Raw genomic sequence first — 22262 nt, forward strand, 5'->3', positions numbered from 1 at the left:
CCGGCGACACCTATCATGCGCTGACACTTTCAAATCGAGCTGCGCCGATGTTTGAACCCTTAAGCATTGCTGTCCTTCTGCCCTGCTACAACGAAGCTTCGACCATCGGCGGCGTCGTGCGCGACTTCAGAGCCGCATTGCCGACGGCCAGCATTCACGTCTTCGACAACAACTCGACGGACGGAACCGCCTTGCAGGCAATGCTCGCCGGCGCCACCGTCGTTCGCGAAAGACGGCAAGGCAAAGGACACGTGGTCCGGCGGATGTTCGCCGACATCGACGCGGATATCTACGTGATGGCAGATGGCGACGGCACCTACTCACCGGCTGACGCCGAGGACCTGATCCGCACGCTGATTACCGAACAGTCGGACATGGTCGTGGGGACGCGGCGCAATATTCGCGAAGATGCAGGCAGGCAGGGTCACGCGCTCGGCAACAAGCTCTTCAACTACCTCTACCGGTCGATCTTCGGTACGGATTTCAGTGACATCTTTTCCGGCTATCGCGTCTTCTCGCGACGGTTCGTGAAGAGTTTTCCGGCGATATCCGCCGGCTTCGAGATCGAGACCGAGATGTCGGTGCATGCCTCGCGGTTGAAGCTGCCGGTCAGCGAACTGGAGCTGGATTATGGCAGACGCCCCGAAGGCTCGCATTCCAAGCTCTCAACTTACCGCGACGGCGCCAAGATCCTCTGGATGTTCGCAATGCTGATGAAGGAAACGCGACCCTTCGCCTTCTTTGGTCTGATCAGCCTCGCTTTCATGACAACGAGCCTGATTTTCATGACGCCGGTGCTGATCGAATATTTCGGCACGGGGCTGGTTCCCCGCATGCCGACCTGGGTGCTTTCGATGGTGCTGCTGCTGATATCGATCACGATGTTCACCGCCGGCCTGATCCTGGACTCCGTATCGCGGGCCCGCACCGAGCAGTTGCGGCTGCATTACATGGCGACCGGCCGGCGCGCAGCGCGAGAGGCTGTCGTCGAAAAGCCGGCGGTCCCGCAGCTCCGTGCCCACCGGCGCGGACCGGACGCGGCCTAAGCTCACGAGATATATGGAACCCCTGTCGATGAACCGCGAAACCACCAACCGCATACGCTTTGTCATCGAAGACATATTGCCGCCGTTCGTCAGGGACTCACGCCTGTTCAAGGGCATGGCGAGCCTCGCCTGGGGCGAGCATATCGGCCACCTCGCCCGTTTTCGCGAACGTGCCCCCTTCCTGACGGCCTTAGAATACGAGCAGCTCTACAAGCAGCATCCACGCGTTCACGAAGGAACCGACAATTCCGAAGCCTGTGTTCGCAAGATTGCGGCCGAAGTACGCGGCAAATCCGTCTGCGATGTCGGTTGCGGCACCGGCGTGCTGCTGAAGCACATCCGAGGCGCGAACCCCGATCTGCGGCGCTTGACCGGCGTCGACTTCGCCATCGATGACGCGGCCACAATCGAGGGCGTGGAATACTTCGCGGCGATGATCGAAGAGCTTCCCTTCGCGGATGGCGAATTCGATACCGTCGTCTGCACCCACGTCATCGAGCATATCCTCGACTATCGCAAGGCGATTGCCGAACTGCGCCGTATCACCCGGCAGCGGCTGATCATCGTCGTTCCGCGCGAACGCGAATATCGCTACACCTTCAATCCGCATTTCAATTTCTTCCCCTATACGCACTCCTTCCTGCGGGCGATGCATCCTGTCCCAGCGCAACACGCGTGCATCGATATCGGTCGCGATATTTTCTATTGCGAAGACAAGGCCTACTGCATGTTTCCTTAAATCCTATTCGATTTAAGGATAAAAACATGCAGCAATTCAAAGTGCTACAGCGACCTTTGCGCGTCTAATGAGACGCGCGGCGCTGTAGCCGATGCGAGGTGCCCTGCGATGAATCTCAATCTCGCCCCGGCCGTTTGGTTTGGACTGTTCTTCACGCCGGTTTTGATCTCGGCCGGCCAGATCCTTTTCAAGCTGACGAGCGCCAAGACGGGAAGCCCTGACGCACAGGGCCTGCTGGCGCTCATCTTCAGTCCGTCGCTGCTGACGGCCCTGATCGTCTACGGCTTCGGCACGATCATCTGGATCTTCACCATCAGGTCGGTACCGCTGACCATCGCCTACTCGTTCATGGCCCTGACCTTTTGCATCGTGCCGCTGCTTGCCGCCGTCTTCCTCGGCGAAGCCTTGACGCTGCGCTATGTCGGTGGCGCGGTGCTGATCATCGGCGGCATGATCATCATCAACTCCTGACGGCGATGCCAGCAATGTGGGTTTCATGATCATTATCGCCACCGTCATGCTCGGCATGCTTGTCGCAGGCCTCCGTTCGCCTCGGACATGCCTGTTCGTTGCCGGCGTGCTTTCCATCCTGGCGGGTGCAGGTGGTGACTGGGTGCAGGTTGCAGCAGCGATCGGCGGCTACAACATGGGCATTGCACTGACGCTGTGCGGCGCCATCGTCGCTGGCGTGCATAACGGCTGACACGTCATCCCTTGCGTTCGAAGAAGGTTCTGGTTTCCTCGTTGGCCGGGAAGAAGGATTCGATCAGCACACCTTCCACTAGGGCGTCCTGGGTCGAGCCGAAGGTCTGCAGCGTGGTGATGAAGCTCAACGTAACCGGCCCGACGCGCAACTCGACAGGCAGAACCGGTAGCCGGTCGGTATCCGGATAGTTTTCGACCGCGCGCTTGACGGCGGGATCGGCCGCCAGTTTCTCCAGCCTCTTGCCAAGGCGACTCCTCGGCCCCTGCAGCCAGGCTTCGGTGCGAACGCGCTGGACCAGATCGGCGGCCGCAGCCTCCCAATTGACGACGAGGGCGCGGACATTTTCCGACGAGAGAAAAGCATCGAGAAAGTTCTGGCCGGGATTGAAAGGCACGTCGGCCGAAACGGCGAGCGCCGCCAGCGCCGGATTGACGATCAGGAGCGTGTATTCATGATCGAGCACCAGGCCCGGATAGGGATCGTGGCGAGCAAGGATGAGCCGGATGGCATTGGCCACGGCGGCGGGCATGGCATCGAGCCCCGACGCAGGGCGCGTCGTCATGCGCGGACGATATCCGGCGGCTGAAAACAGCGTGCCCTGGTCGCGCGCAGGAATGTCGAGCACCGAGGCCAGACGCAGGATCATGCCTTCCGATGGCTTCGATCGGCCGGTTTCGAGGAAGGAAAGGTGCCGCGTCGAGATGCCGGCAGCCACCGCCAGGTCAAGCTGGCTCATGCGGCGGTGCCCACGCCATTCCTTCAGGTGATTGCCGAATTCCATCGATGCCGATCTCCGTTGTGCCGGCAGATTGGCGCAGGCGCTGCGCAAAATCCACTACCTGCGAGGTAATTGGTTTCATGACCGGGAGGCGGCAACATCCGGATATCGACAAACGAATGGAGCCGAAAATGTTGAACCTTTCCAACCGCAGCCTGCTCAACAAGACCTTCCTCGCCGATGGCGCATTTTCGCTCCTCACCGGCGCGGTCCTCATCCTCGGTGCGGCCCCGCTCGCCGCTCTCATCAGCCCTGTCGCCACCCCGCTGATGATAAAGCTGCTTGGCGTCGGGCTTCTGGCCTGGGGGATTTTCCATCTCTCGGCCGCCCGCAACGGTGGGCCGGTTTCGGCTGCCGCCCGCGTCAGTATCGGCGGCGACGTCCTGTGGCAGATCGCAAGCCTTGCACTGCTTGCAACCGCCTATAACTCGCTGACGCCCATCGGCGTCGGGTTCTTGATCGTCGGCCTGATCGGCGTCGGCGACTTCCTGTTCTTCAAGGTGAAGGGCTTCGCCAGGGAGCGCGCGGCGCTGGCCTGATCCGACAACAACGAGAAATGCCCGCCGGCTCGCGCCGGCGGGCTTTTTCTTTCATTAGCCGGCTCAGATCTTTTCCCAGCCGTCCTTGTCGCTGGCGCGGTAGATCGCATCGATGAGCTTCTGGTTGAGCCGCGAGTTTTCGAGCGTGACCACTTCCTCGGCTTCGCCCTTTGCAGCGCGCGCAAACGCTTCCGCCTGCAGCTTGTACTGGCGTGCATCCTGGAAGCGGAAGAGCTGCGACTGGGCGTGGTTCTGGTTGGTGAGCTCCACTTCCTCGCGCCCGTAGCGGTCGGCATTGAACGGCGATTTCACCTCGATGAAACCCTTGTCGCCGTGGAAGACCATGACCTGGCGGGCGGCAAGCTGCGTGGAGATATAGAAGCTCAGTTCGAAATCACCGAAGTCGGCGCGCACGCTCGAATAGATGTCGGTGCCGAATTCCGGGTCGCGATCAGTGCTTGCCTGCACGCGCACCGGCTCCTTGGCCGTCACGAAGCGCGTGGTGATCGTCGGGTAGACGCCGATATCCGGCAGGCCGCCGCCACCGAGTGCCGGAATGTTGCGCATGTTGCCGGGGTCGCGGTTGAAATAGGTGAAGGCACCCTGCACGTGTCGAAGTCGGCCGATAGCCCCTTCGGCAAGCAGCGAGCGGGCCTTGCGCCAGACGGGGCTGTAGGTGACCATGAAGGCTTCGGCGATCAGCACCTTGTTGCGATCGCGCGCCGCGATCAATGCATCGATCTCGGATGCCCGCAGCGCAATCGGCTTTTCGCAGAGCACATGTTTGCCGGCATTGGCAGCCTTGATCGTCCACTCCACGTGCTGCGAGGTCGGCAGCGGGATATAGACCGCATCGATCGTGTCGGAGGCGAGCATCTCCTCATAGGATCCGAAGGCGTGCGGCGCGGAAAAGCGGTCGGCCATGGCGCGCGCCTTTGCGAGGTCGCGGCTGGCGACTGCCGAAACGACGCAGTTCTCGGCGTCCTGAATGGCGGGCACGACGAGATCGCGGCCGATCTTGGCCGTGGACAGAATTCCGAAACGAAACATAGCGGGGCTCCCTGATTTGGCGGCTGAGACTACTGCATGATTCCTTAAACCGGAATCGATTTAAGGAGAAAATCATGCAGCAGTTTAAAGCGTTACAGCGCCTTTAGCGCGTCATATGACGCGCGGCGCCGTAGCGGCGAGGTGCGTACCTATCAAGCGGCGACGACCGATAAAAAAGACCGGCGGCAGGTGACAAGCTTTGTTCGCTTGCCTTATGTTCGTGCCGGCATCCTCCCGATCGCGCACTTGCTTTCATCCAGTCCAATGGAGCGAAACCATGGAAAAACGCAGACTTGGCCGCACTAACCTTTCAATCGCGCCGCTTGTCTTCGGCGGCAATGTCTTCGGCTGGACAGCTGACGAAAAGACGTCCTTCGCCCTGCTCGACGCCTTCTTCGATGCCGGCCTTAATGCCATCGACACCGCTGACGTCTACTCGTCCTGGGCACCAGGAAACCAGGGCGGCGAATCCGAGACGATCATCGGCAAATGGCTGAAACAGTCCGGCCACAGCCGCGACAAGGCTGTGATCGTTACCAAGGTCGGTTCCGAGCTTGGGCCGGACCGCAAGGGCCTGTCACGCCGCTGGGTCCTGCAGGCGGTCGAGGATTCACTGAAGCGGCTGCAGACTGATTATATCGACCTTTACCTCTCGCACTGGCCAGACCCCGAAACGCCTTACGAAGAAACACTTGCCGCCTATGACCAGCTTTTGTCTGAGGGCAAGGTGCGCGCCGTCGGCGCCTCGAACCTGAACTCGCTGCAGCTGCGCGAAGCGCTCGATGTCAGCGCCAATGGCGGCCTGCCGCGCTATGCGGTGCTGCAGCCGGAATACAATCTCTACGATCGCGACAGTTTCGACGGGCCGTTGCGCGATCTTTGCGTCAGCGAAGAGATCGGCGTCATCAGTTATTTCGGCCTGGCGCGCGGCTTCCTCTCGGGCAAATACCGCACGCACAAGGACCTTGAAGGGTCGGCGCGCGGCTCGGGCGTCGAAAAATATCTCGACGGCCGCGGCATGCGCATCCTCGGCGTGCTCGACGAAATCGCTGAAGAGACCGGAGCAACGCAGGCCGAGATTGCGCTCGCTTGGGTGCGAAACCGCAAGGGCATCACCGCTCCCATCGCCAGCGCCACCAATCTCGACCAGTTGACGAGCCTCATCCGTTCGACCCAGCTGACCTTGAGCGACGAGGCAATTCGACAGCTCAACGACGTCAGCGAATAGCAGGAGCAAGGCAAGGACGATGGCATTGAGCATACGGGCGGCGACCGCCAGCGACGAAACGCATTGGCGCCGCCTGTGGGCCGGCTATGTCGCCTTTTCCGGCATTGAGCTGGCGGAGGACATCGTCAGTCTGACCTGGAGCCGCCTCATCGATCCCGCTGCACCGCTCTTTGCCCGGCTGGCGATCCTCGATGGCGAACCGGTCGGTTTCGTGATCTGCCAGGAACAGCTCGCGACCTTCTTCCGACACCCCATCTGCTACATCGAGGATCTCTACGTTGATCCATCAGCGCGCGGCCAAGGCGTCGCCCGCGCCATGATCGACGACCTGATCGCGCTCTGCCAGGCGTCGGACTGGGACCGGCTCTATTGGTATACCGAACGCGACAATGCCGTGGCGCGCCGTCTCTACGACCGCTACTCGGCAACCGACGACCACGTGCGCTACAAGTTGACTTTCGGCACGTTCACCGGCTCGGGCAAGAGTGCGTAGAACGCATGATGGCTGCCGTGCTGGTTCGCCATGCCGGGCTTGGTCAGCATCCCGCGCGGCTCGGCGAAGCTTCGGATCCGGCGCGCCGGCCGCTCGTGCCATTGGATATTGAACGCCCAGAGTTTCGGAAAGAAACAGAGCGATGAATAGGGCAGATGGTCGTGGATCCACCAGGCGATCGACTGCCAGCCGCCGAGCTCGTGGCGACGGTCCCAGACCCAGGGAATGACGATGCAGGCGGATGCGCCGATGCAGCCGTCCGCATCGCGCATGTCCCAGATGTGATCGGCCGCCGACGCCGCATTGCTCGAGCAGTTGAGACCGCGGGCATTGCCAAAACCGTTGACCGCGCGGTTTCGGTATCCGGAGCGAATGGTCAAACGGCCGAAGGTCGCTTCCAGCGGTTCCAGTAGCTCCTCGCACAACCGCCGCCCGGCCTCGATCGCCAGCTCGGGATCATCGGGTATATTCGGGATACGATGAAAATCGGCGATCTCCGAATGCAGGAACTCGCGCAAGAAGAAGTTTTTCGACAGCCGCACGCGCCCGAGATCTTCCAATGCGGTTTCTTCACTGCGCTTCCCCTCGTGACACACCGCGTCAGCGCGACTTTGCCCGGCCGACCGGCGATTGCAAGTCCGATGCAAACGCCGATAGCCGTTGATGAGGGCCATCAACCGGCCTAGCTCGCATGCTTGAAGAAATCGATGAAGGCGCGAAGGGCCGGGCGCATCTGGCGCCGGCTCGGATAGTAGAGAAACGGGCCGGCATAGGGCGCGCACCAATCCTCGAGCACGCGGATCAACCGCCCTTCGGCGATTGGCGTTTCCACCCGCGAGAGGAAGAGATAGGCAAGCCCTGCTCCACCCATCGCCGCCTTGATAATCGGCCGGTCTTCCCCAAGGATTAACGGCCCCTCGACGGAAACCGTCAATTCCTCGCCGTGCCTCTCGAACTCCCAGCGATAGAGCGTGCCATTGGAAAAGCGTCGCCGGATGCAGCGGTGGCCGGCGAGATCGCTCGGATGAAAGGGGCGGCCGAAACGCTCGAAATAATCGGGCGATGCAACAACCGCACTTTCCAGCTCCGGCCCGACCTTGACGGCGATCATATCGGCTTCGAGGCTTTCGCCGAGTCGGATGCCGGCGTCGTAGCCTTGTTCGACGATGTCGGTGAAACCATCCTCGTTGGCGATTTCCAGCACGATCTCCGGGTAGCGGTTGAGAAAGGCACCAAGCCGGGGCGCCAGGATAAGATCGGCGGCAAATCGCGGCGCCGTGATGCGCAGATTGCCGGCCGGACGGTCGCGCGTGTCCGTGGCAGCCTCCAGCGCGTGGGCGATCTCGTCGAGCGCCGGTGCCAGTCGTTCAAGGAGGCGCCGCCCCTCCTCGGTCGGCGCGACGCTGCGGGTGGTGCGCGATAAAAGCCGCACACCAAGGCTCGCTTCAAGGCTGCCGACCGCGTGGCTGACGGCCGATGGTGCGATGGCAAGCTCGCGGGCGGCACCACGGAAGCTGCCATGGGCGGCAACCGCGGCAAGGACGGCGAGTTGGGAAAGCTGGGTCCTGTTCATTGATCTAAATAATAGAACAGCCCGTGAGAGTTGACAGAGATTTTCAACCGCATGCTGCGGCCCTATCCTTTGATCATCGTCGTAGCCAGACGGCACCGGGAAGAGCGGCATGCAGGACGCCGCTTGGAGCCGACTGGCCAAGCGCCGACGAATACCGGGCGTTTCGATGCGTTCGCGGGCCACCTTGGCGCGCCTGCATGGTCGCCCCTACCCCGAAAGGACATGACATGAAGACCCGCAAACTCGGGAATGAACTGACCGTCTCCGCCATTGGTCTTGGCTGCATGGGCATGAGCTTTGCCTATGGCGGCGCCGACGAGGCGGAATCGATCCGCACGCTGCAGCGCGCCGTCGACCTCGGCGTCACCTTCTTCGACACGGCCGAAGTCTATGGCCCTTACGAGAATGAAAAGCTTGTCGGCCGGGCGTTGAAGCCGCTACGCGACAAGGTCACGATCGCGACTAAATTCGGCTTCCGCATAGAGCCCGGCAAACCAGCGGCCGAGGCGATCAAAGGCATCGACGGTCGACCGGAAAACGCAAGGGCCGTGGCTGACGCCTCGCTGAAGAGGCTTGGGATCGATGTGATCGACCTCTACTACCAGCACCGCGTCGATCCCGGGGTTCCGATCGAGGAAACCGTCGGCGCCATGGCCGATCTGGTGCGCCAGGGCAAGGTGCGCACGCTCGGGCTTTCCGAGGCAAGTTCCGAAACGATCCGACGTGCCCACAAGGTGCATCCGATCGCGGCGGTCCAGAGCGAATATTCGCTTTGGTCGCGAGACCCGGAAGAGGACGTGCTGGCGACCTGCCGCGACCTCGGCATCGGCTTCGTGCCCTATAGCCCGCTTGGGCGCGGCATGCTGACGGGCACGATCCGCAAGGCTGACGATCTTGCAGCGGACGATTTCCGTCGCTCGTTGCCGCGCTTCCAGGCGGAAAACCTCGGCGCCAACGCCGCCCTTGTCGAAACGCTGGAAGCGCTCGCGCGCGAAAAAGGCGTAACCGCCGCCCAGCTGGCGCTCGCCTGGGTGATCAATCAGGGCGACTTCATCGTGCCCATCCCCGGCGCGCGCAAGCTCCACCACCTGGAGCAGAATGCGGCCGCGGCCGATATCGTGCTGAGCGCTGACGAACTTGCCCGGCTCGGCGATGCGCTGTCGCCGGCGCTCGTTGCTGGCAAGCGCTATACGGAAGCATCGCTGGCGCTCACCAATCGTTGAACGCGCATGCCCCGCCTCCTTGCCGAGGCGGGGCATTCACCCATCGAATTTTCAGCCGGATGCACTACCTTTCCTGTCGTGACCAACAATTTCGGAGGATCGGGAATGTCCGACGAGCAGGCGATCAGCGCGGTGGTGCATCTCTATGTGGACGGCATGGCCTTTGCCAACGAAGGTGCGTTGCGCAAGGCGTTTCACCCAGACGCGGCGATCATCGGCAACTACAGAGGCGCGCTCGAATGGATGACGCGCGACGGCTTCATCAAGGCGGTTCTGGACCAGGGGGCCGCGCCGCCCGGGAGCCAGCCGGAGATGGATGTGGAGATGACCGACATTACCGGCGATGCGGCAACGGTGAAGGTGATCGACAGCTTCGCCGGCGAACGCTTTTCCGATTATCTGTCGCTGGTCAAGATCGACGGGCGCTGGGTGATCGTCAACAAGATCTACCACCTTCACGCCTGATGGCGGGATCAAGCGGGAGCCTCGAGGCCATAGGTCAAATCATGGCGCTCGACCATGTCCAGCTGGCCATGCCTGCCGGGATGGAGGATGTAGCACGGGGTTTCTATGAAGGGCTGCTCGGCCTAACCGAGGTGCAGAAACCATTGAACCTTGCCGGACGTGGTGGCTGTTGGTTCGAGCGAGGAGAGGCAAGAATTCACCTCGGTATCGACCCGGCTTTCTCGCCTGCGCGCAAGGCTCATCCCGCCTTCCTTGTCGACGACCTTGCCCTGCTCCCTTTGCGACTCGAAGCCTCCGGCGTGTCGATCACGCGTGACGCGCCACTTGCCGGATATGCCAGGTGTTACGTCAGCGATCCCTTCGGCAACCGGATCGAGCTGATGCAACGCATTGGTTAGCCGCATGGCAAAGGCCGCTGCAAGCAGCGGCCTTTGCCATGGTTATAAACCGAACGGCCTTCAGGCGCGCAACACGCCGCCTGTCGTCTTGGTGACGTTGGCGACGATCTTGGCCGTCAAAGCCTCGAAGTCCTCGTCGGTCAGCGTGCGCTCGACCGGCTGGATCGTCACTTCGATGGCGATCGACTTCTTGCCTTCGCCAAGGGACGCTCCCTCGAACACGTCGAAGACGCTGACGCCGGTCACCAGCTTGCGGTCGGCGCCGGAGGCTGCACGCAGGATGGCACCTGCCTCGACGCCCTTGTCGACGACGAAGGCGAAGTCGCGCTTGACCGCCTGGAACGGCGAAAGATCAAGTGCCGGCTTGGTGCGGGTCGCCTTCTTCTTCGGTTCCGGCATGGCGTCGACATAGATTTCGAAGCCGCAGAGTGCACCGGAGACATCGAGCGCCTCAAGCGTCTTCGGGTGGAATTCACCGAAGGAGCCAAGCACGATCTTCGGACCGAGCTTGATCGTGCCGGAACGGCCGGGATGATACCAGGCGGGACCGCCGGCTTCGAACTGGACATTGCCCATCGGCACGCCGCAGGCTTCCAAGACCGCGATCGCATCGGCCTTGGCGTCGAAGACGTCGACCGGCTTGCCGCCGCCCTTGGCAGCATTCGACCAGAGACGACCGGCGCCGTTGAGCGATGCGGTGCCACGGCGTACGCCACCGGCAACGCGGCGCTGCTGATCCGGGCCATCGCCTTCATAGGTGCCGGAGACTTCGAAGAGCGCAACGTCGCCAAAGCCCTTGTCGGCATTGCGCTGTGCCGCCGACAGGAGACCCGGCAACAGCGACGGGCGCATGTCCGACATATCGGCCGCGATCGGGTTGGCAAGCTTCAGCGCCGGCTGACCGCCGCCGAAGAGCTTCGCCTGGTCTTCGGAAATGAACGACCAGGTGACGGCCTCCAGCATGCCGCGGCTCGCCAACGCGCGCTTGGCAAGGCGGGTGCGGATCTGCAGCGTCGTCAGGATCTTGCCATTGACGGTGCCATGGCTCGGCAAGGGTGCTGCAACAATGTTGTCGACGCCGTGGATGCGCATGACCTCTTCGACGAGATCGGCCTTGCCGTCGACATCCGGGCGCCAGGACGGCACCGAAACGTTGACGCGCTCGCCCGAGCCCTGGACGCCGAAGCCAAGCTTCTTCAGGATCGTGACGCTCTCTTCCGAGGAAACCTCGAGCCCCGTCAGGCGCTTGACCTCGGACATCGGGAAATCGACGATCTTCGGGCTATAGCCGGCATAGCCGACGACTTCTGCCTTGGCCGGCTTGCCGCCGCAAAGCTCGAGGACCAGTTCGGTGGTGCGCTCGAGACCGGGCACCATGTATTCCGGATCGACACCACGCTCGAAGCGGTAGCGCGCGTCGGTGATGATACCGAGCGTGCGGCCGGACTTGGCGATGTTCATCGGGTCCCAGAGCGCCGATTCGATCAGCACGTCTGTGGTGTTCTCATCGCAGCCGGAGTGTTCGCCGCCCATGATACCGCCGATCGACTCGATGGCCTTTTCGTCTGATATGACGACGTTGTTCGGGCCGAGCTTGTATTCGCGCTGGTCGAGCGCAAGCACGGTTTCGCCTTCCTTGGCGCGGCGCACAGTCAGGTTGCCCGTAACCTTGGCCGCGTCGAAGACGTGCATCGGCCGGCCCTGGTCGAAGGTCATGTAGTTGGTGATGTCGACCAGCGCGTTAATCGGACGAAGACCGATCGACAGCAGCCGCTGCTGCATCCATTTCGGCGACGGGCCGTTCTTGACGCCGCGCACGAGCCGCAGGCCGAAGCCTGGGCAAAGGTGACGATCTTCGCCAAGGTCGATCGTCAGCTTGACCGGGGTCTCGCCTTCGACCGCAAAGGCGGGTGCCGCGCGGGCCTTCAGCGTACCGAGGCCAGAGGCTGCGAGGTCGCGGGCGATGCCGTAAACGCTGGTGCAATCCGGGCGGTTCGGCGTCAGGTTGATCTCGATCATCGGATCGTCGAGGCTGGCATAGGCCGCATAGCTCGTGCCAACAGGCGCATCATCCGGCAGGTCGATGATGCCGTTGTGGTCGTCGGAGATCTCGAGTTCCTTTTCCGAACACATCATGCCGTGGCTTTCGACGCCGCGAATGTTGCCGACGGAGAGCGTGACGTCGATGCCCGGCACGTAGGTGCCCGATGCGGCGAAGGCGCCGACGAGGCCGGCGCGGGCGTTCGGCGCGCCGCAGACGACCTGAACCGGTGCGCCTGTGCCGGTATCGACCATCAGGACCCGAAGCTTGTCGGCATTCGGATGCTGCTCGGCGGAAACGACCTTGGCGATGACGAACGGCTTGAAGGCGGCCTTGTCGTCGACATCCTCGACTTCAAGCCCGATCATCGTCAAGCGCGCACAGATCTCGTCCAGCGAAGCGTCGGTATCAAGGTGGTCCTTGAGCCAGGAAAGCGTGAATTTCATGATTTCACCTGTGTCCTCGAGCGTTTCCGGCTTAAACCGGGTTGCAGAAACACTCTATCCCTTTGTTTTTACACATTTCCTGGCGGAAAACCGCTTCGCACTTTTCCTGGAAATGCTCCAATTTTCAGCGCGATCAGGCCGAGAGGCCGCCGAACAATGTCGGCATGTCGAGCGGGCGGAAGCCGTAATGGTTCATCCAGCGGACATCGGCGTTGAAGAAGTCACGCAGGTCCGGCATGCCGTATTTCAGCATGGCGATGCGGTCGAGACCCATGCCCCAGGCAAAGCCCTGATACTCGTCCGGATCGAGCCCGCCGGATCTGAGCACGTTCGGGTGGACCATGCCGCAGCCGAGGATCTCCATCCAGTCGGTGCCCTCGCCGAACTTGACGATCGGGCCGGAGCGGTCGCACTGGATGTCGACCTCGAAGGACGGTTCGGTGAACGGGAAGAACGACGGGCGGAAACGCATCGTGACCTGATCGACCTCGAAGAAGGCCTTGCAGAATTCTTCCAGCACCCAGCGCATGTTGGCGACGTTCGCGGACTTGTCGACGACCAGGCCCTCGACCTGATGGAACATCGGCGAGTGGGTGGCGTCGGAATCCTGGCGATAGGTCTTGCCGGGGATGATGATGCGGATCGGCGGGTCCTGCGCCTCCATCGTGCGTATCTGCACCGGCGAGGTATGCGTGCGCAGCACCTTGCGCTCGCCCTTGTCATCTTCATTGAAGAAGAAGGTGTCGTGCATCTCGCGGGCCGGGTGGCCTTCCGGGAAGTTCAGCGCCGTGAAGTTGTAGTAGTCGGTCTCGATGTCAGGACCTTCGGCGATCGAGAAACCCATGTCGCCGAAGATCGCGGTGATCTCGTCGACGATCTGGCTGATCGGATGGATACGGCCACGTTCGGCCGGGGACGAGCGCACCGGCAGGCTGATATCGACGGTTTCGCGGGCCAGACGCTCGGCGATCGCCTGGTCCTTCAACGCCGACTTGCGGGCGGTGATCGCTTCTGCAACCGTGGTCTTCAGCGCGTTGATCTGGGCGCCACGGGTCTGGCGCTCTTCCGGCGTCATCGTGCCGAGCGTCTTCAGTAGCTCGGAGATCGAGCCCTTCTTGCCGAGCGCGCCGACGCGCACCGCCTCGATCGATCCTTCGTCGCCGGCGGCATCGATGTCCGCCAGCAGTGTCCGTTCCAGTGTTTCCAGTTCGCTCATTCTGTCCTGCCTCGATGCGGGAATGGGTTCGGTCTATATCGGTTGTTGTCTTCAGGATTGTGATTGCGTCGCCAGTGAGTCCGTCGCCGCCACGAGGCGCACGGGGTCATGACCGTTCTGGATGCGCAGGAAGAAGCGCGCCAGCGGCAACAATCGCGTAAAGAGCGGTTTGATCTCTGAGGGAGCGACGGCGGCTTCCGCTGGCGCCGCAAGCTTCCAGGCGGCAAAAGCCCGGTCCGGCGTTTCTGGCTTCAGCGCGCGGCTTGCGATCTGCAGGAAGAGCAGTCCGAGACGCGGGCCAACGCGCCGGTCACGCTTGATCCAGACCATACGATCCCTAGGCTGGCGTCGTTCGACACGGGATGATCCGCCGGCAAGTGCTGCCAGCAGAGCCGCCATGTCCTCGTCGTCAAGCTCGCGAACCGCAAGCGGCCCCTTTCGATCGTCGTACACTTTCGTCCCGCCAAATAAGAAAAACCCGCGCTAGCCCTGCCAGCGCGGGTTTCCCAACAAAAATCAAGAACGGTTTTGGGAAAACGCTGGCTTAACGAACAGCGCTTTCAAACTCGTTGGTCGTACCGGCTTCCTTGAGGTAGGCAAGTGCCTTCTTGGAAGCTTCGACGAGGGCGCCGAATGCTGCCGGCTCATGGATAGCCATGTCGGACAGAACCTTGCGGTCGACTTCGATGCCAGCCTTGTTCAGGCCGTCGATGAAGCGGCCGTAGGTCAGGCCGAATTCGCGGACGGCAGCGTTGATGCGCTGGATCCAGAGAGCGCGGAAGTTGCGCTTGTTGACCTTGCGGTCGCGGTAAGCGAACTGCTTCGAACGATCAACCGCAGCCTTTGCAGCGCGGATGGTGTTCTTGCGGCGGCCGTAGAAGCCCTTGGCTGCCTTGAGTGTCTTCTTGTGCTTGGCGTGAGCGGTTACGCCGCGTTTTACACGTGCCATGTCATGATCTCCTTAACGTGTCCAAAATGCCTGAAAGTCTTAGAGACCGTTGGGCAGGTAGTTCTTGATGACCTTCTTGCCATCGGGCTCCGCGAGAACCATGGTTCCACGTGCGTCGCGGATGAACTTGTTGGAACGCTTGATCATGCCGTGGCGCTTGCCAGCAGCTGCTGCACGAACCTTGCCGGTAGCGGTGATCTTGAACCGCTTCTTGGCAGACGATTTCGTCTTCATCTTGGGCATTTTGCTACTCCATTTTTCTTAAGAATTCGAAACGGACAGACGAGGTCCATTTCCAGCGTTAAGAACGGCCACGGCATGCCCTGCCGGACCGTTCGGACGGGCGCTTATACCCGGACCTCCCCGAAAGCGCAACTGCGGAATCGACGAAGCGTCATAGAAGCGACATACAACGTCAAACCGGATCGCGCCGACGCTTGCGCCGGCCGGCCGTTTCGAAGGCGAGCACCGCCTCCAGTCCGCCGAGCGGCGACTGCCCGAGGATCAACTTCGCGCCATAGGCATCGGCGATATCGGCGCTGATGGCAAGGACCCTCAAACGCAAAAAGCCGCCCTTCGGGCGGCTTCCTACCTGATCCAGTTTCCGGACATTGCGCCCGGACACCTCGGTCAACGCGGAGCGAGGACCATCATCATCTGGCGGCCTTCGAGCTTCGGCTCGGCCTCCACCTTGGCGATCGTCTGGGTGTCATCCTTGACCTGAAGCAGGAGCTTCATGCCGAGTTCCTGGTGCGCCATTTCGCGACCGCGGAACTTCAGGGTCACCTTGACCTTGTCGCCCTCTTCGAAGAAGCGATTCATCGCCCGCATCTTCACTTCATAATCATGCGTGTCGATGTTGGGACGCATCTTGATCTCTTTGATCTCGACGATCTTCTGCTTCTTGCGCGCTTCGGCCGCCTTCTTCTGGTTGGCGTATTTCAGCTTGCCGAGATCGAGGATCTTGCACACCGGCGGCTCGGAGTTCGGTGCGATCTCTACCAGATCAAGACCGGCCTCTTCCGCCATGCGGAGCGCCTGGTCGATCGGGATGGCACCGATATTCTGGCCTTCGGCATCGATAAGCTGAACCCGGGGCACCCGGATTTCCTTGTTTGAGCGCGGTCCCTCCTTGACGGGGGCGTCCGTTTTGAACGGTCTGCGAATGGTCGTACTCTCCTCGAGCTGTTTCCGAAAATGCGGTTCAATTATTAGTCGGCGCGGCCTTGGCCGAAATGCTTCAATCTGCCGCCGACGGCAATGTGTGAATTGCGACGGGAGAGTCAATAGCATGGCTCGCAGGGAAAATCACCACCTGTCGAAGCCAAGACGAATCTGTTTTAGAAAGAAATTCGCCGCCAATCCGGGCATTTGGAGAGAATTGAGATGCAAACGACGCCAGCCGAAACCGAAACAACCTTCATCGAGGTTGGCAAGGATGCCGCCCGTCGCCGCATCGCCATGCGGATCCTGCGGGCACAAAAGCGCTCCGATCGGCCGACGCTTGTGTGGCTTGGCGGCTACCGCTCCGACATGACCGGGACGAAGGCGGTCGAGGTCGAGCAGCTTGCGAGAGACAGGGCAACCGACTGCATCCGCTTCGACTATTCCGGCCACGGCGCCTCCGGCGGCGCCTTCAAGGACGGCACGATCTCGCGTTGGCTGGAAGAAAGCCTTGCCGTCGTCGAACATGCCGCCCCCGGGCAGCGCCTGATCCTGATCGGCTCATCGATGGGCGGCTGGATCGCGATGAGGCTGATCCAGGAACTACGCCAGCGCGGCCTCAGCGAACGCATCGCCGGGTTGGTACTGATCGCGCCTGCTCCCGACTTTACCGCCGAACTCATCGAACCAAACCTGACGGAGATCGAGCGGCACTCGCTTGCCGAGCGCGGCTATTTCGAGGAACCGTCCGAATACAGCCCCGAGCCCAACATCTATACGCGCGCCCTGATCGAGGACGGCCGCGACAACCGCGTGCTCGTCGGCACCATCACCACCGGCTGCCCGGTTCACATCCTGCAGGGCATGCGCGACCCGGATGTGCCCTACACGCACGCGCTGAAACTGATGGGGCACCTTCCGGCCGACGACGTCGTCATGACGCTCATCCGTGACGGCGACCACCGTCTTTCGCGCGAGGAAGACATTGCTAAAATGAAACAGGCGATCGGAAACATGCTGCCTTCGGCTTAAGCCGATAGGCCGGCGCTCGACGCCCTTTCTACCCCCAATTTCCGCGTCCATGCGCCGCAGACCGCCTGCTGCGCAGGGCTTTGCGCTGCGTTTCGGCAACGGCTTTAACCATAAAGTCCAATGGCCGAATCAGTAGATTGACTCTCCGACCCCAACGCTATTAACTCTTTATTAACGATTAGAGCAGCGTGAGGCGGAAGACCTGAACAAGCTGCCCTCAACTCAGGATTGCGCGAATACGTCCGGACAGGAAGAGCCCGGCATACCGCGTCACGCAGGGGATTTGTATGGCGTCTTGGACCGGGGTTAAGGGAAGTATCGCGGCGTTTTGCGCACTTTTCATTTCAGCGAACACGGCAATTCCCGCACAGGCGGGATCCTCTCCTTGGATGCAGACCGGCTCGGTTACCTCGCAGCCGATCGGACATTACGAGTTCTGTCAGAAGCACAAGGGCGAATGCAGCGTCAAATCGAAGACGAGCGTGGCGCCGCGTGTCACCGAGCGCGGCTGGGCGACGATCCGTCAGGTCAACGCTGCCGTGAACCGCGAAATCACGCCGGTGACCGATCAGGAACTCTTCGGCAGGGATGAAGTCTGGTCCTACCCGCAGGACGCCGGCGATTGCGAGGACTTCGTTCTCGAAAAGCGCAAGCGTCTGATGCGCAAGGGCTTTTCCCCCAGCGAACTGCTGATCACTGTCGTTCGCAAACCCGATGGCGAGGGCCATGCCGTGCTGACGGTGCGCACCGCCCAGGGGGATTTCGTCCTCGACAACCTCGAAAACGGCGTGCGGCTCTGGACCCAGACGCCCTACCGTTATCTCAAGCGCCAGGCTTCGTTCAACAGCGGTCGCTGGGTCACCATCGACAACGGCGCGGAAGTGGTCGTCGGCTCGGTCGGCAACTGATACCGCAGCATCATCGCTTTACGAAAAAGGGCCGGTCAAACCGGCCCTTTTTTCGTTTCAAACGCTGCACGCCCGATCAGGCATTACCGATCAGGATGCCCGCTGCCAGCACTAGGCCGCCGCCCAGCACAACCTGGAATGCGGCGCGCAGGAACGGCGTTTCCATGTAGCGGTTCTGAATGAACGCGATTGCCCAAAGCTCGAAGAAGACGACGACTGCGGCCGTGATCGTCGCCGTCCAGAAATGCGGAATGAGATAGGGCAGTGCGTGCCCTAGACCGCCGAGCGCGGTCATGATGCCCGATGCGAGGCCGCGCTTGATCGGCGAACCGCGGCCCGACAGCTTGCCGTCATCATGGGCCGCCTCTGTGAAGCCCATGGAAATACCAGCGCCGACCGAGGCCGACAGGCCGACGAGGAAGGTCTGCCAGGTATCCTGTGTCGCAAAGGCAGCAGCAAAGATCGGTGCGAGCGTCGAAACCGAGCCATCCATCAGCCCAGCCAGCCCCGGCTGAACGTAGGTCAGGATGAACTGTCGGCGCGCCGTCTGCTCCTCCTCCTCGCGAACATCGTCCGGTGTGTGCTTTTCACCGAGCCTGCGGGCGAGCGATTCGTGCGTTTTTTCCGCGATTGCCAGGTCGCCCAGCAGCTTGCGCGTCGCCGCATCCTGGGTGCGCGCCGCCGCCTCGACATAGAAGCGGTGCGCCGTCTCCTCCATTGCCTCGGCTTCCGCCCGCGCCTTCTCGATCGGCATTTCGGCGATCAGCCACTCAGGCTTGCGATCGGGGAAGTCGCGGACATGCTCGCGGCGGATCAGCGGGATCCGGTTGCCGAAGCGCTGTACGTGCATGTCGATCAGCCATTGCCGATGATGGCTCTCCTCCTCCGCCATTTCTTCGAACACTTTTGCCGAGTGCGGATATTTCTCTCTCAACGCTTCCGCATAGGCGAGATAGATGCGTCCATCGTCCTCCTCCGACGAGATCGCCAGTGCCAGGATTTCCTGTTCGTTGAGGGAGAGAAACGGACGCTTGGAGCGGGAGAAGAGACGGGAAAACATCGTTGAAAACCTTCTTTAGAATAATTCTAAATAGAAACCCCGGGAATGTGCGTCAAGGTCAAAGCCATGCAATCACGCGACAATCACTCGACAGAGTGTCGCGGCTCGGCCACCATGCAGGCGCATGCGAATCCCCTTCCCGCGGCTGGAGCAATCGCCTCCATGAGGACCATCTACCCGCTTTCGGAAAGCAAGGATACGTTTCTGGACCGGCTCGGCGCCCGTATGGCCGCAAGGTTGCAGACGCAGACCCTTGGCTACGAACCCTACACGCCATCCGACCCGGAAACGCTGGCGCGCACGCTGCGTCCGGGCGACGTCCTCTTGATCGAAGGCAACCAGAAGGTTTCCGCCGCGATCAAATACCTGACGCAATCCACCTGGTCGCACGCGGCATTTTTCGTCGGCGACGAGATGCCGCTGACGCTCGACCAGGCGACCCTGCCGGTGATCGAAAGGCCTCAACTGATCGAGGTGAATATCGGCGAAGGTTGCGTCGCGGTGCCGCTGAAGAAATATGCATCGTTCAACACGCGCATCTGCCGACCGGTGGCGCTGACGCCCGACGATCGTACCGCGCTGGTCGGCTTCATGATCGCCCGGCTCGGCATGAAATACGACCTGAAGAACATTCTGGATATGCTGCGCTATTTCATGCCGGCACCGCCGGTGCCCGTGCGCTGGCGTCGTCGCCTGCTGGCGCTTGGTTCAGGCGATCCGACGCGGGCGATCTGCTCGACGCTGATTGCCGAAGCCTTCGAGCAGATCCGCTATCCGATCCTGCCGGAGGTCACGCGCGCGCCTGGGCGTGCGTCGGCCGCCTCCACCTATTCACGCGAAGAGATCCTGCATATCCGCCACTATTCGCTCTATACCCCGCGCGACTTCGATCTCTCGCCGTTCTTCTCGATCGTCAAGCCGACACTCGAATTCGGCTTCGACTACAAGCGGCTGCGCTGGAACGGAGATTGACCGGCACGATGCCGGTCAAATGGGGCCGGTCAGATGTTGAGGTCGAGCGCGTGCTCGCGGGCCATGAAGTCGCGCTGGCGGTCGGTGATGTAATCGCGCACGATCGGTGCTGCGTCACGCGAGCGCGACAGCTGCATGTGGAAGACCAGCTGGCTGCCGGTGCGGAACATCATTTCGGCACTGATCAGATAGAACTCCCACATGCGGGCAAAGCGCTCGTCATACATCGCGATCACCTTGTCGCGGTTTGCCTCGAACCGCTCCCCCCAATGCGCCAGCGTCGTGGCATAGTGCACGCGCAGGAACTCTAGATCGGTGACCCAAAGGCTGTTGCGCTCGACGACGTCGAAGACCTCCGAAAGTGCCGGCGAATAGGCGCCGGGGAAGATGTATTTGCGCAGCCAGGCGCTCGCCATGCCGGGCGGGCTCATGTGGCCGATCGAATGCAGCACCGCAACGCCGTCATCCGGCATCAGCGCATTGAGTTTCTTGAAAAACTCGTCGTAGTGATTCACACCGACATGCTCGAACATGCCGACCGAAACGATGCGATCGAACGGTCCCTGCACATCCCGATAGTCTTTCAGTTCGAAGCGAACACGATCGGCGAGCCCGGCCGCCTGTGCGCGTTGCGAAGACAGCGCCTGCTGCTCCTTGGAAAGCGTCACACCCAGAACCTCGACGTTTTCGAGTTTCGCCAGGTACATCGCCAGATCGCCCCAGCCGGAACCGATATCGAGCACCTTCATGCCCGGCTCCAGGCAGAGCTTGGAGGCGAGCAGCCGCAGCTTGTTGCGCTGGGCTTTTTCCAGGCTCTCGTTCGGCTCGCGGAAATAGGCGCAGGAATAGAGCATGTTCTCGTCGAGGAACAACTTGTAGAAGTCGTTGCCGAGATCGTAGTGATGGGCGACGTTCTCCTGCGCCTTGCCCTTGGGATTTGCCTGCTGGCGCTTGCGGAAGCGCATCTTTATCGCGCGCAGCACCTTCTGGATCGGGTAGGAGCCGAGCGAGAGCCGGTTGATCGAAAACAGCGTCAGGAAATCCTTGAGCGTCGAGCCTTCCTCGAAGCGCATGGTACCGTCCATGTAGGCCTCGCCAGCCGCCAGCTCCGCATTGAAGACAAGGCTGCGATAGAGCTTCTTGTCGGTGAGCCGCATGGTGACTTCAGGCCCCGGCTCGCCGGAGAAGACATGCCTCCTGCCATCAGCGTCGATCACCGTCAGGCGACCCTTGCGAATGAACGACTTCATCATATGCGACAATGGAAACATGCGGGCCCTCTCATGGCGGAAACGTCGTAGCGCCGGCATCCTAGCACCCGTTTTTCGAAATGCTCCCCCTAAATTTGCGGTTGCTTATCCGATCTCTGCCACAGCTTCCGGGCTCTGCGGCGTCGCGCATCCGGTGACGCGCCGAGGACGCTGTAACGCTTTGAACTTGCTGCCTGGTTTTGCCCCTGAAACACCAACGGTCGAAGGAGCCCAGCAGTAGAAACGACAACGGGGACGGCAGGTTGAACCTGCCGTCCCCGTTCGATGCGATCGCTCGATCGTCAGTGCTTGAGCGTGTCAGTCCTTGGCGCGCTCGACATAGGAGCCGTCTTCGGTCGCGATGATGACGCGGGTGCCAGCCTGGATATGCGGCGGCACGAGCGTGCGAACGCCGTTCGACAGAATAGCCGGCTTGTAGGACGACGATGCCGTCTGGCCCTTGACGACCGGCTCGGTCTCGGTGATTTCGAGCGTCACGTGGCGCGGCAGGTCGATGGCGATCGCCAGGCCTTCGTGGATCGAAAGAATGCAGGCCATGCCTTCCTGCAGGTAGGCCTTGAGGTCGCCGATGTCGTCAGTGGTCATGACCAGCTGGTCGTAGCTTTCCGGGTTCATGAAGTGGAAGCCTTCGCCATCTTCATAAAGGAAGGTGTGCTCGCGGTCTTCGACGAAGGCGCGCTCGACCTGTTCGGTCGTGCGGTAGCGTTCGGAGACCTTCACGCCGTCGGAAATGCGGCGCATGTCGACCTGGGTGACCGGCGTGCCCTTGCCCGGATGGAAGTTCTGCGCGGTAAGAACGACATAGAGCTTGCCGTCAACGTCGAGAACGTTGCCCTTGCGGACAGATGAAGCGATGACCTTGACCATTAGTCTTCCTTGTAACAGAGGTATGCGCGACACGGCGCGCCGGGAAAGCCGGCCCCGAAAGACGCGAAAATTATGATATCGCGCCGCCACTACCCTAA

27 protein-coding genes are annotated in these 22262 nt (G+C 61.5%); 13 read left to right on the plus strand and 14 right to left on the minus strand.

All coding sequences use genetic code 11. The features are described 5' to 3' along the window. Nucleotides 1-47: 47 nt before the first annotated feature. The 4 genes from ASD00_RS01855 to ASD00_RS01870 all read left to right on the plus strand — a co-directional run bounded on the left by ASD00_RS01855 (nucleotide 48) and on the right by ASD00_RS01870 (nucleotide 2488). Nucleotides 48-1046, plus strand: coding sequence for a glycosyltransferase (locus tag ASD00_RS01855; protein ID WP_038576640.1), 999 nt, complete (start codon nucleotides 48-50; stop codon nucleotides 1044-1046). Nucleotides 1047-1074: 28 nt separating this feature from the next. Next, nucleotides 1075-1785: a class I SAM-dependent methyltransferase gene (locus tag ASD00_RS01860; RefSeq protein WP_025425567.1), complete on the plus strand. Its 711-nt coding sequence runs from the start codon at nucleotides 1075-1077 to the stop codon at nucleotides 1783-1785. A gap of 108 nt (nucleotides 1786-1893) precedes the next feature. Beyond that, nucleotides 1894-2256: a hypothetical protein gene (locus ASD00_RS01865; RefSeq protein ID WP_057204334.1), complete on the plus strand. Its 363-nt coding sequence runs from the start codon at nucleotides 1894-1896 to the stop codon at nucleotides 2254-2256. A gap of 25 nt (nucleotides 2257-2281) precedes the next feature. Continuing rightward, nucleotides 2282-2488, plus strand: coding sequence for a hypothetical protein (locus ASD00_RS01870; RefSeq protein WP_025425565.1), 207 nt, complete (start codon nucleotides 2282-2284; stop codon nucleotides 2486-2488). Between the two features lie 4 nt (nucleotides 2489-2492). Here ASD00_RS01870 and ASD00_RS01875 read toward each other — a convergent pair whose 3' ends face one another. Then, a complete protein-coding gene (locus tag ASD00_RS01875) occupies nucleotides 2493-3272 on the minus strand; it encodes a helix-turn-helix transcriptional regulator (protein ID WP_025425564.1) in 780 nt (259 codons plus the stop codon). Between the two features lie 128 nt (nucleotides 3273-3400). On the opposite strand from ASD00_RS01875, the gene ASD00_RS01880 reads away from it, so the two are divergent. Next, entirely contained in the window at nucleotides 3401-3808 is a 408-nt protein-coding gene (locus ASD00_RS01880) for a hypothetical protein (RefSeq protein ID WP_025425563.1), read from the plus strand. Nucleotides 3809-3871: 63 nt separating this feature from the next. On the opposite strand, the gene ASD00_RS01885 is transcribed toward ASD00_RS01880, so the two are convergent. After that, complete coding sequence (locus ASD00_RS01885; RefSeq protein WP_025425562.1) at nucleotides 3872-4858, minus strand: Gfo/Idh/MocA family oxidoreductase; 987 nt, start codon at nucleotides 4856-4858, stop codon at nucleotides 3872-3874. Between the two features lie 277 nt (nucleotides 4859-5135). On the opposite strand from ASD00_RS01885, the gene ASD00_RS01890 reads away from it, so the two are divergent. Then, nucleotides 5136-6086 (plus strand): aldo/keto reductase, encoded by a 951-nt coding sequence (locus tag ASD00_RS01890; RefSeq protein ID WP_025425561.1) that lies wholly within the window; start codon nucleotides 5136-5138, stop codon nucleotides 6084-6086. A 19-nt stretch (nucleotides 6087-6105) separates the two neighbouring features. Beyond that, complete coding sequence (locus tag ASD00_RS01895; RefSeq protein ID WP_025425560.1) at nucleotides 6106-6579, plus strand: GNAT family N-acetyltransferase; 474 nt, start codon at nucleotides 6106-6108, stop codon at nucleotides 6577-6579. On the opposite strand, the gene ASD00_RS01900 is transcribed toward ASD00_RS01895, so the two are convergent. Together ASD00_RS01900 and ASD00_RS01905 are read right to left on the minus strand one after the other, a co-directional pair. Then, nucleotides 6531-7253: a hypothetical protein gene (locus ASD00_RS01900; RefSeq protein ID WP_025425559.1), complete on the minus strand. Its 723-nt coding sequence runs from the start codon at nucleotides 7251-7253 to the stop codon at nucleotides 6531-6533. The genes ASD00_RS01895 and ASD00_RS01900 overlap by 49 nt on opposite strands. A gap of 8 nt (nucleotides 7254-7261) precedes the next feature. Further along, nucleotides 7262-8152: a LysR family transcriptional regulator gene (locus ASD00_RS01905; protein WP_025425558.1), complete on the minus strand. Its 891-nt coding sequence runs from the start codon at nucleotides 8150-8152 to the stop codon at nucleotides 7262-7264. 227 nt (nucleotides 8153-8379) lie between these two features. Between ASD00_RS01905 and ASD00_RS01910 the strand changes: the two genes are divergently transcribed. The 3 genes from ASD00_RS01910 (at nucleotide 8380) to ASD00_RS01920 (ending at nucleotide 10238) form a co-directional block, all read left to right on the plus strand. Then, complete coding sequence (locus tag ASD00_RS01910; RefSeq protein ID WP_025425557.1) at nucleotides 8380-9375, plus strand: aldo/keto reductase; 996 nt, start codon at nucleotides 8380-8382, stop codon at nucleotides 9373-9375. A 105-nt stretch (nucleotides 9376-9480) separates the two neighbouring features. After that, the gene (locus ASD00_RS01915; RefSeq protein WP_025425556.1) at nucleotides 9481-9840 is read left to right on the plus strand and encodes a nuclear transport factor 2 family protein; all 360 of its coding nucleotides are present in this window, start codon (nucleotides 9481-9483) and stop codon (nucleotides 9838-9840) included. A gap of 41 nt (nucleotides 9841-9881) precedes the next feature. After that, nucleotides 9882-10238, plus strand: coding sequence for a VOC family protein (locus tag ASD00_RS01920; protein ID WP_234907898.1), 357 nt, complete (start codon nucleotides 9882-9884; stop codon nucleotides 10236-10238). Between the two features lie 60 nt (nucleotides 10239-10298). Here the strand turns inward: ASD00_RS01920 and pheT are convergent, their stop codons facing one another. The 7 genes from pheT to infC all read right to left on the minus strand — a co-directional run bounded on the left by pheT (nucleotide 10299) and on the right by infC (nucleotide 16057). Next, complete coding sequence (pheT, locus tag ASD00_RS01925; RefSeq protein ID WP_025425554.1) at nucleotides 10299-12725, minus strand: phenylalanine--tRNA ligase subunit beta; 2427 nt, start codon at nucleotides 12723-12725, stop codon at nucleotides 10299-10301. 133 nt (nucleotides 12726-12858) lie between these two features. Then, nucleotides 12859-13941 (minus strand): phenylalanine--tRNA ligase subunit alpha, encoded by a 1083-nt coding sequence (gene pheS, locus ASD00_RS01930; RefSeq protein ID WP_057204340.1) that lies wholly within the window; start codon nucleotides 13939-13941, stop codon nucleotides 12859-12861. Nucleotides 13942-13992: 51 nt separating this feature from the next. Next, nucleotides 13993-14394: a hypothetical protein gene (locus ASD00_RS01935; RefSeq protein ID WP_025425552.1), complete on the minus strand. Its 402-nt coding sequence runs from the start codon at nucleotides 14392-14394 to the stop codon at nucleotides 13993-13995. A 91-nt stretch (nucleotides 14395-14485) separates the two neighbouring features. Then, on the minus strand, nucleotides 14486-14890 hold the full coding sequence (rplT, locus tag ASD00_RS01940; RefSeq protein WP_025425551.1) for a 50S ribosomal protein L20: 405 nt from the start codon (nucleotides 14888-14890) through the stop codon (nucleotides 14486-14488). 39 nt (nucleotides 14891-14929) lie between these two features. Further along, nucleotides 14930-15133, minus strand: a complete 204-nt coding sequence (gene rpmI / locus ASD00_RS01945; RefSeq protein ID WP_025425550.1) for a 50S ribosomal protein L35 — start codon at nucleotides 15131-15133, stop codon at nucleotides 14930-14932. A gap of 172 nt (nucleotides 15134-15305) precedes the next feature. Then, nucleotides 15306-15455, minus strand: coding sequence for a hypothetical protein (locus ASD00_RS01950; RefSeq protein WP_156407901.1), 150 nt, complete (start codon nucleotides 15453-15455; stop codon nucleotides 15306-15308). 65 nt (nucleotides 15456-15520) lie between these two features. Next, the gene (gene infC, locus ASD00_RS01955) at nucleotides 15521-16057 is read right to left on the minus strand and encodes a translation initiation factor IF-3 (protein ID WP_038576631.1); all 537 of its coding nucleotides are present in this window, start codon (nucleotides 16055-16057) and stop codon (nucleotides 15521-15523) included. Nucleotides 16058-16276: 219 nt separating this feature from the next. On the opposite strand from infC, the gene ASD00_RS01960 reads away from it, so the two are divergent. Both ASD00_RS01960 and ASD00_RS01965 read left to right on the plus strand, forming a co-directional pair. Next, a complete protein-coding gene (locus ASD00_RS01960) occupies nucleotides 16277-17086 on the plus strand; it encodes an alpha/beta hydrolase (protein ID WP_057204343.1) in 810 nt (269 codons plus the stop codon). Nucleotides 17087-17373: 287 nt separating this feature from the next. Further along, the gene (locus ASD00_RS01965) at nucleotides 17374-17994 is read left to right on the plus strand and encodes a transglutaminase-like cysteine peptidase (protein ID WP_025425546.1); all 621 of its coding nucleotides are present in this window, start codon (nucleotides 17374-17376) and stop codon (nucleotides 17992-17994) included. 76 nt (nucleotides 17995-18070) lie between these two features. Here ASD00_RS01965 and mbfA read toward each other — a convergent pair whose 3' ends face one another. Further along, nucleotides 18071-19054 (minus strand): iron exporter MbfA, encoded by a 984-nt coding sequence (gene mbfA, locus ASD00_RS01970; RefSeq protein WP_057204345.1) that lies wholly within the window; start codon nucleotides 19052-19054, stop codon nucleotides 18071-18073. Nucleotides 19055-19216: 162 nt separating this feature from the next. Here mbfA and ASD00_RS01975 point away from each other — a divergent pair, with 162 nt between their 5' ends. Continuing rightward, entirely contained in the window at nucleotides 19217-20026 is an 810-nt protein-coding gene (locus ASD00_RS01975) for a YiiX/YebB-like N1pC/P60 family cysteine hydrolase (RefSeq protein ID WP_038575805.1), read from the plus strand. Between the two features lie 29 nt (nucleotides 20027-20055). On the opposite strand, the gene ASD00_RS01980 is transcribed toward ASD00_RS01975, so the two are convergent. Further along, nucleotides 20056-21297, minus strand: coding sequence for a cyclopropane-fatty-acyl-phospholipid synthase family protein (locus tag ASD00_RS01980; protein WP_025425544.1), 1242 nt, complete (start codon nucleotides 21295-21297; stop codon nucleotides 20056-20058). A gap of 297 nt (nucleotides 21298-21594) precedes the next feature. Next, a complete protein-coding gene (efp, locus tag ASD00_RS01985) occupies nucleotides 21595-22164 on the minus strand; it encodes an elongation factor P (protein ID WP_025425543.1) in 570 nt (189 codons plus the stop codon). Between the last annotated feature and the right edge of the window lie 98 nt (nucleotides 22165-22262).

It is taken from the genome of Ensifer sp. Root31, from assembly GCF_001424825.1.
GTDB classification, from domain to species: Bacteria; Pseudomonadota; Alphaproteobacteria; order Rhizobiales; family Rhizobiaceae; genus Ensifer; species Ensifer canadensis.

Bases quoted from the DNA above. Each gene is read 5' to 3' on its own strand.
- ASD00_RS01855 (WP_038576640.1), top strand. From the start codon at position 48: ATGTTTGAACCCTTAAGCATTGCTGTCCTTCTGCCCTGCTACAACGAA.
- ASD00_RS01860 (WP_025425567.1), top strand. From the start codon at position 1,075: ATGAACCGCGAAACCACCAACCGCATACGCTTTGTCATCGAAGACATA.
- ASD00_RS01865 (WP_057204334.1), top strand. From the start codon at position 1,894: ATGAATCTCAATCTCGCCCCGGCCGTTTGGTTTGGACTGTTCTTCACG.
- ASD00_RS01870 (WP_025425565.1), top strand. From the start codon at position 2,282: ATGATCATTATCGCCACCGTCATGCTCGGCATGCTTGTCGCAGGCCTC.
- ASD00_RS01875 (WP_025425564.1), bottom strand. From the start codon at position 3,272: ATGGAATTCGGCAATCACCTGAAGGAATGGCGTGGGCACCGCCGCATG.
- ASD00_RS01880 (WP_025425563.1), top strand. From the start codon at position 3,401: ATGTTGAACCTTTCCAACCGCAGCCTGCTCAACAAGACCTTCCTCGCC.
- ASD00_RS01885 (WP_025425562.1), bottom strand. From the start codon at position 4,858: ATGTTTCGTTTCGGAATTCTGTCCACGGCCAAGATCGGCCGCGATCTC.
- ASD00_RS01890 (WP_025425561.1), top strand. From the start codon at position 5,136: ATGGAAAAACGCAGACTTGGCCGCACTAACCTTTCAATCGCGCCGCTT.
- ASD00_RS01895 (WP_025425560.1), top strand. From the start codon at position 6,106: ATGGCATTGAGCATACGGGCGGCGACCGCCAGCGACGAAACGCATTGG.
- ASD00_RS01900 (WP_025425559.1), bottom strand. From the start codon at position 7,253: ATGGCCCTCATCAACGGCTATCGGCGTTTGCATCGGACTTGCAATCGC.
- ASD00_RS01905 (WP_025425558.1), bottom strand. From the start codon at position 8,152: ATGAACAGGACCCAGCTTTCCCAACTCGCCGTCCTTGCCGCGGTTGCC.
- ASD00_RS01910 (WP_025425557.1), top strand. From the start codon at position 8,380: ATGAAGACCCGCAAACTCGGGAATGAACTGACCGTCTCCGCCATTGGT.
- ASD00_RS01915 (WP_025425556.1), top strand. From the start codon at position 9,481: ATGTCCGACGAGCAGGCGATCAGCGCGGTGGTGCATCTCTATGTGGAC.
- ASD00_RS01920 (WP_234907898.1), top strand. From the start codon at position 9,882: ATGGCGCTCGACCATGTCCAGCTGGCCATGCCTGCCGGGATGGAGGAT.
- pheT (WP_025425554.1), bottom strand. From the start codon at position 12,725: ATGAAATTCACGCTTTCCTGGCTCAAGGACCACCTTGATACCGACGCT.
- pheS (WP_057204340.1), bottom strand. From the start codon at position 13,941: ATGAGCGAACTGGAAACACTGGAACGGACACTGCTGGCGGACATCGAT.
- rplT (WP_025425551.1), bottom strand. From the start codon at position 14,890: ATGGCACGTGTAAAACGCGGCGTAACCGCTCACGCCAAGCACAAGAAG.
- rpmI (WP_025425550.1), bottom strand. From the start codon at position 15,133: ATGCCCAAGATGAAGACGAAATCGTCTGCCAAGAAGCGGTTCAAGATC.
- ASD00_RS01960 (WP_057204343.1), top strand. From the start codon at position 16,277: ATGCAAACGACGCCAGCCGAAACCGAAACAACCTTCATCGAGGTTGGC.
- ASD00_RS01965 (WP_025425546.1), top strand. From the start codon at position 17,374: ATGGCGTCTTGGACCGGGGTTAAGGGAAGTATCGCGGCGTTTTGCGCA.
- mbfA (WP_057204345.1), bottom strand. From the start codon at position 19,054: ATGTTTTCCCGTCTCTTCTCCCGCTCCAAGCGTCCGTTTCTCTCCCTC.
- ASD00_RS01975 (WP_038575805.1), top strand. From the start codon at position 19,217: ATGAGGACCATCTACCCGCTTTCGGAAAGCAAGGATACGTTTCTGGAC.
- ASD00_RS01980 (WP_025425544.1), bottom strand. From the start codon at position 21,297: ATGTTTCCATTGTCGCATATGATGAAGTCGTTCATTCGCAAGGGTCGC.
- efp (WP_025425543.1), bottom strand. From the start codon at position 22,164: ATGGTCAAGGTCATCGCTTCATCTGTCCGCAAGGGCAACGTTCTCGAC.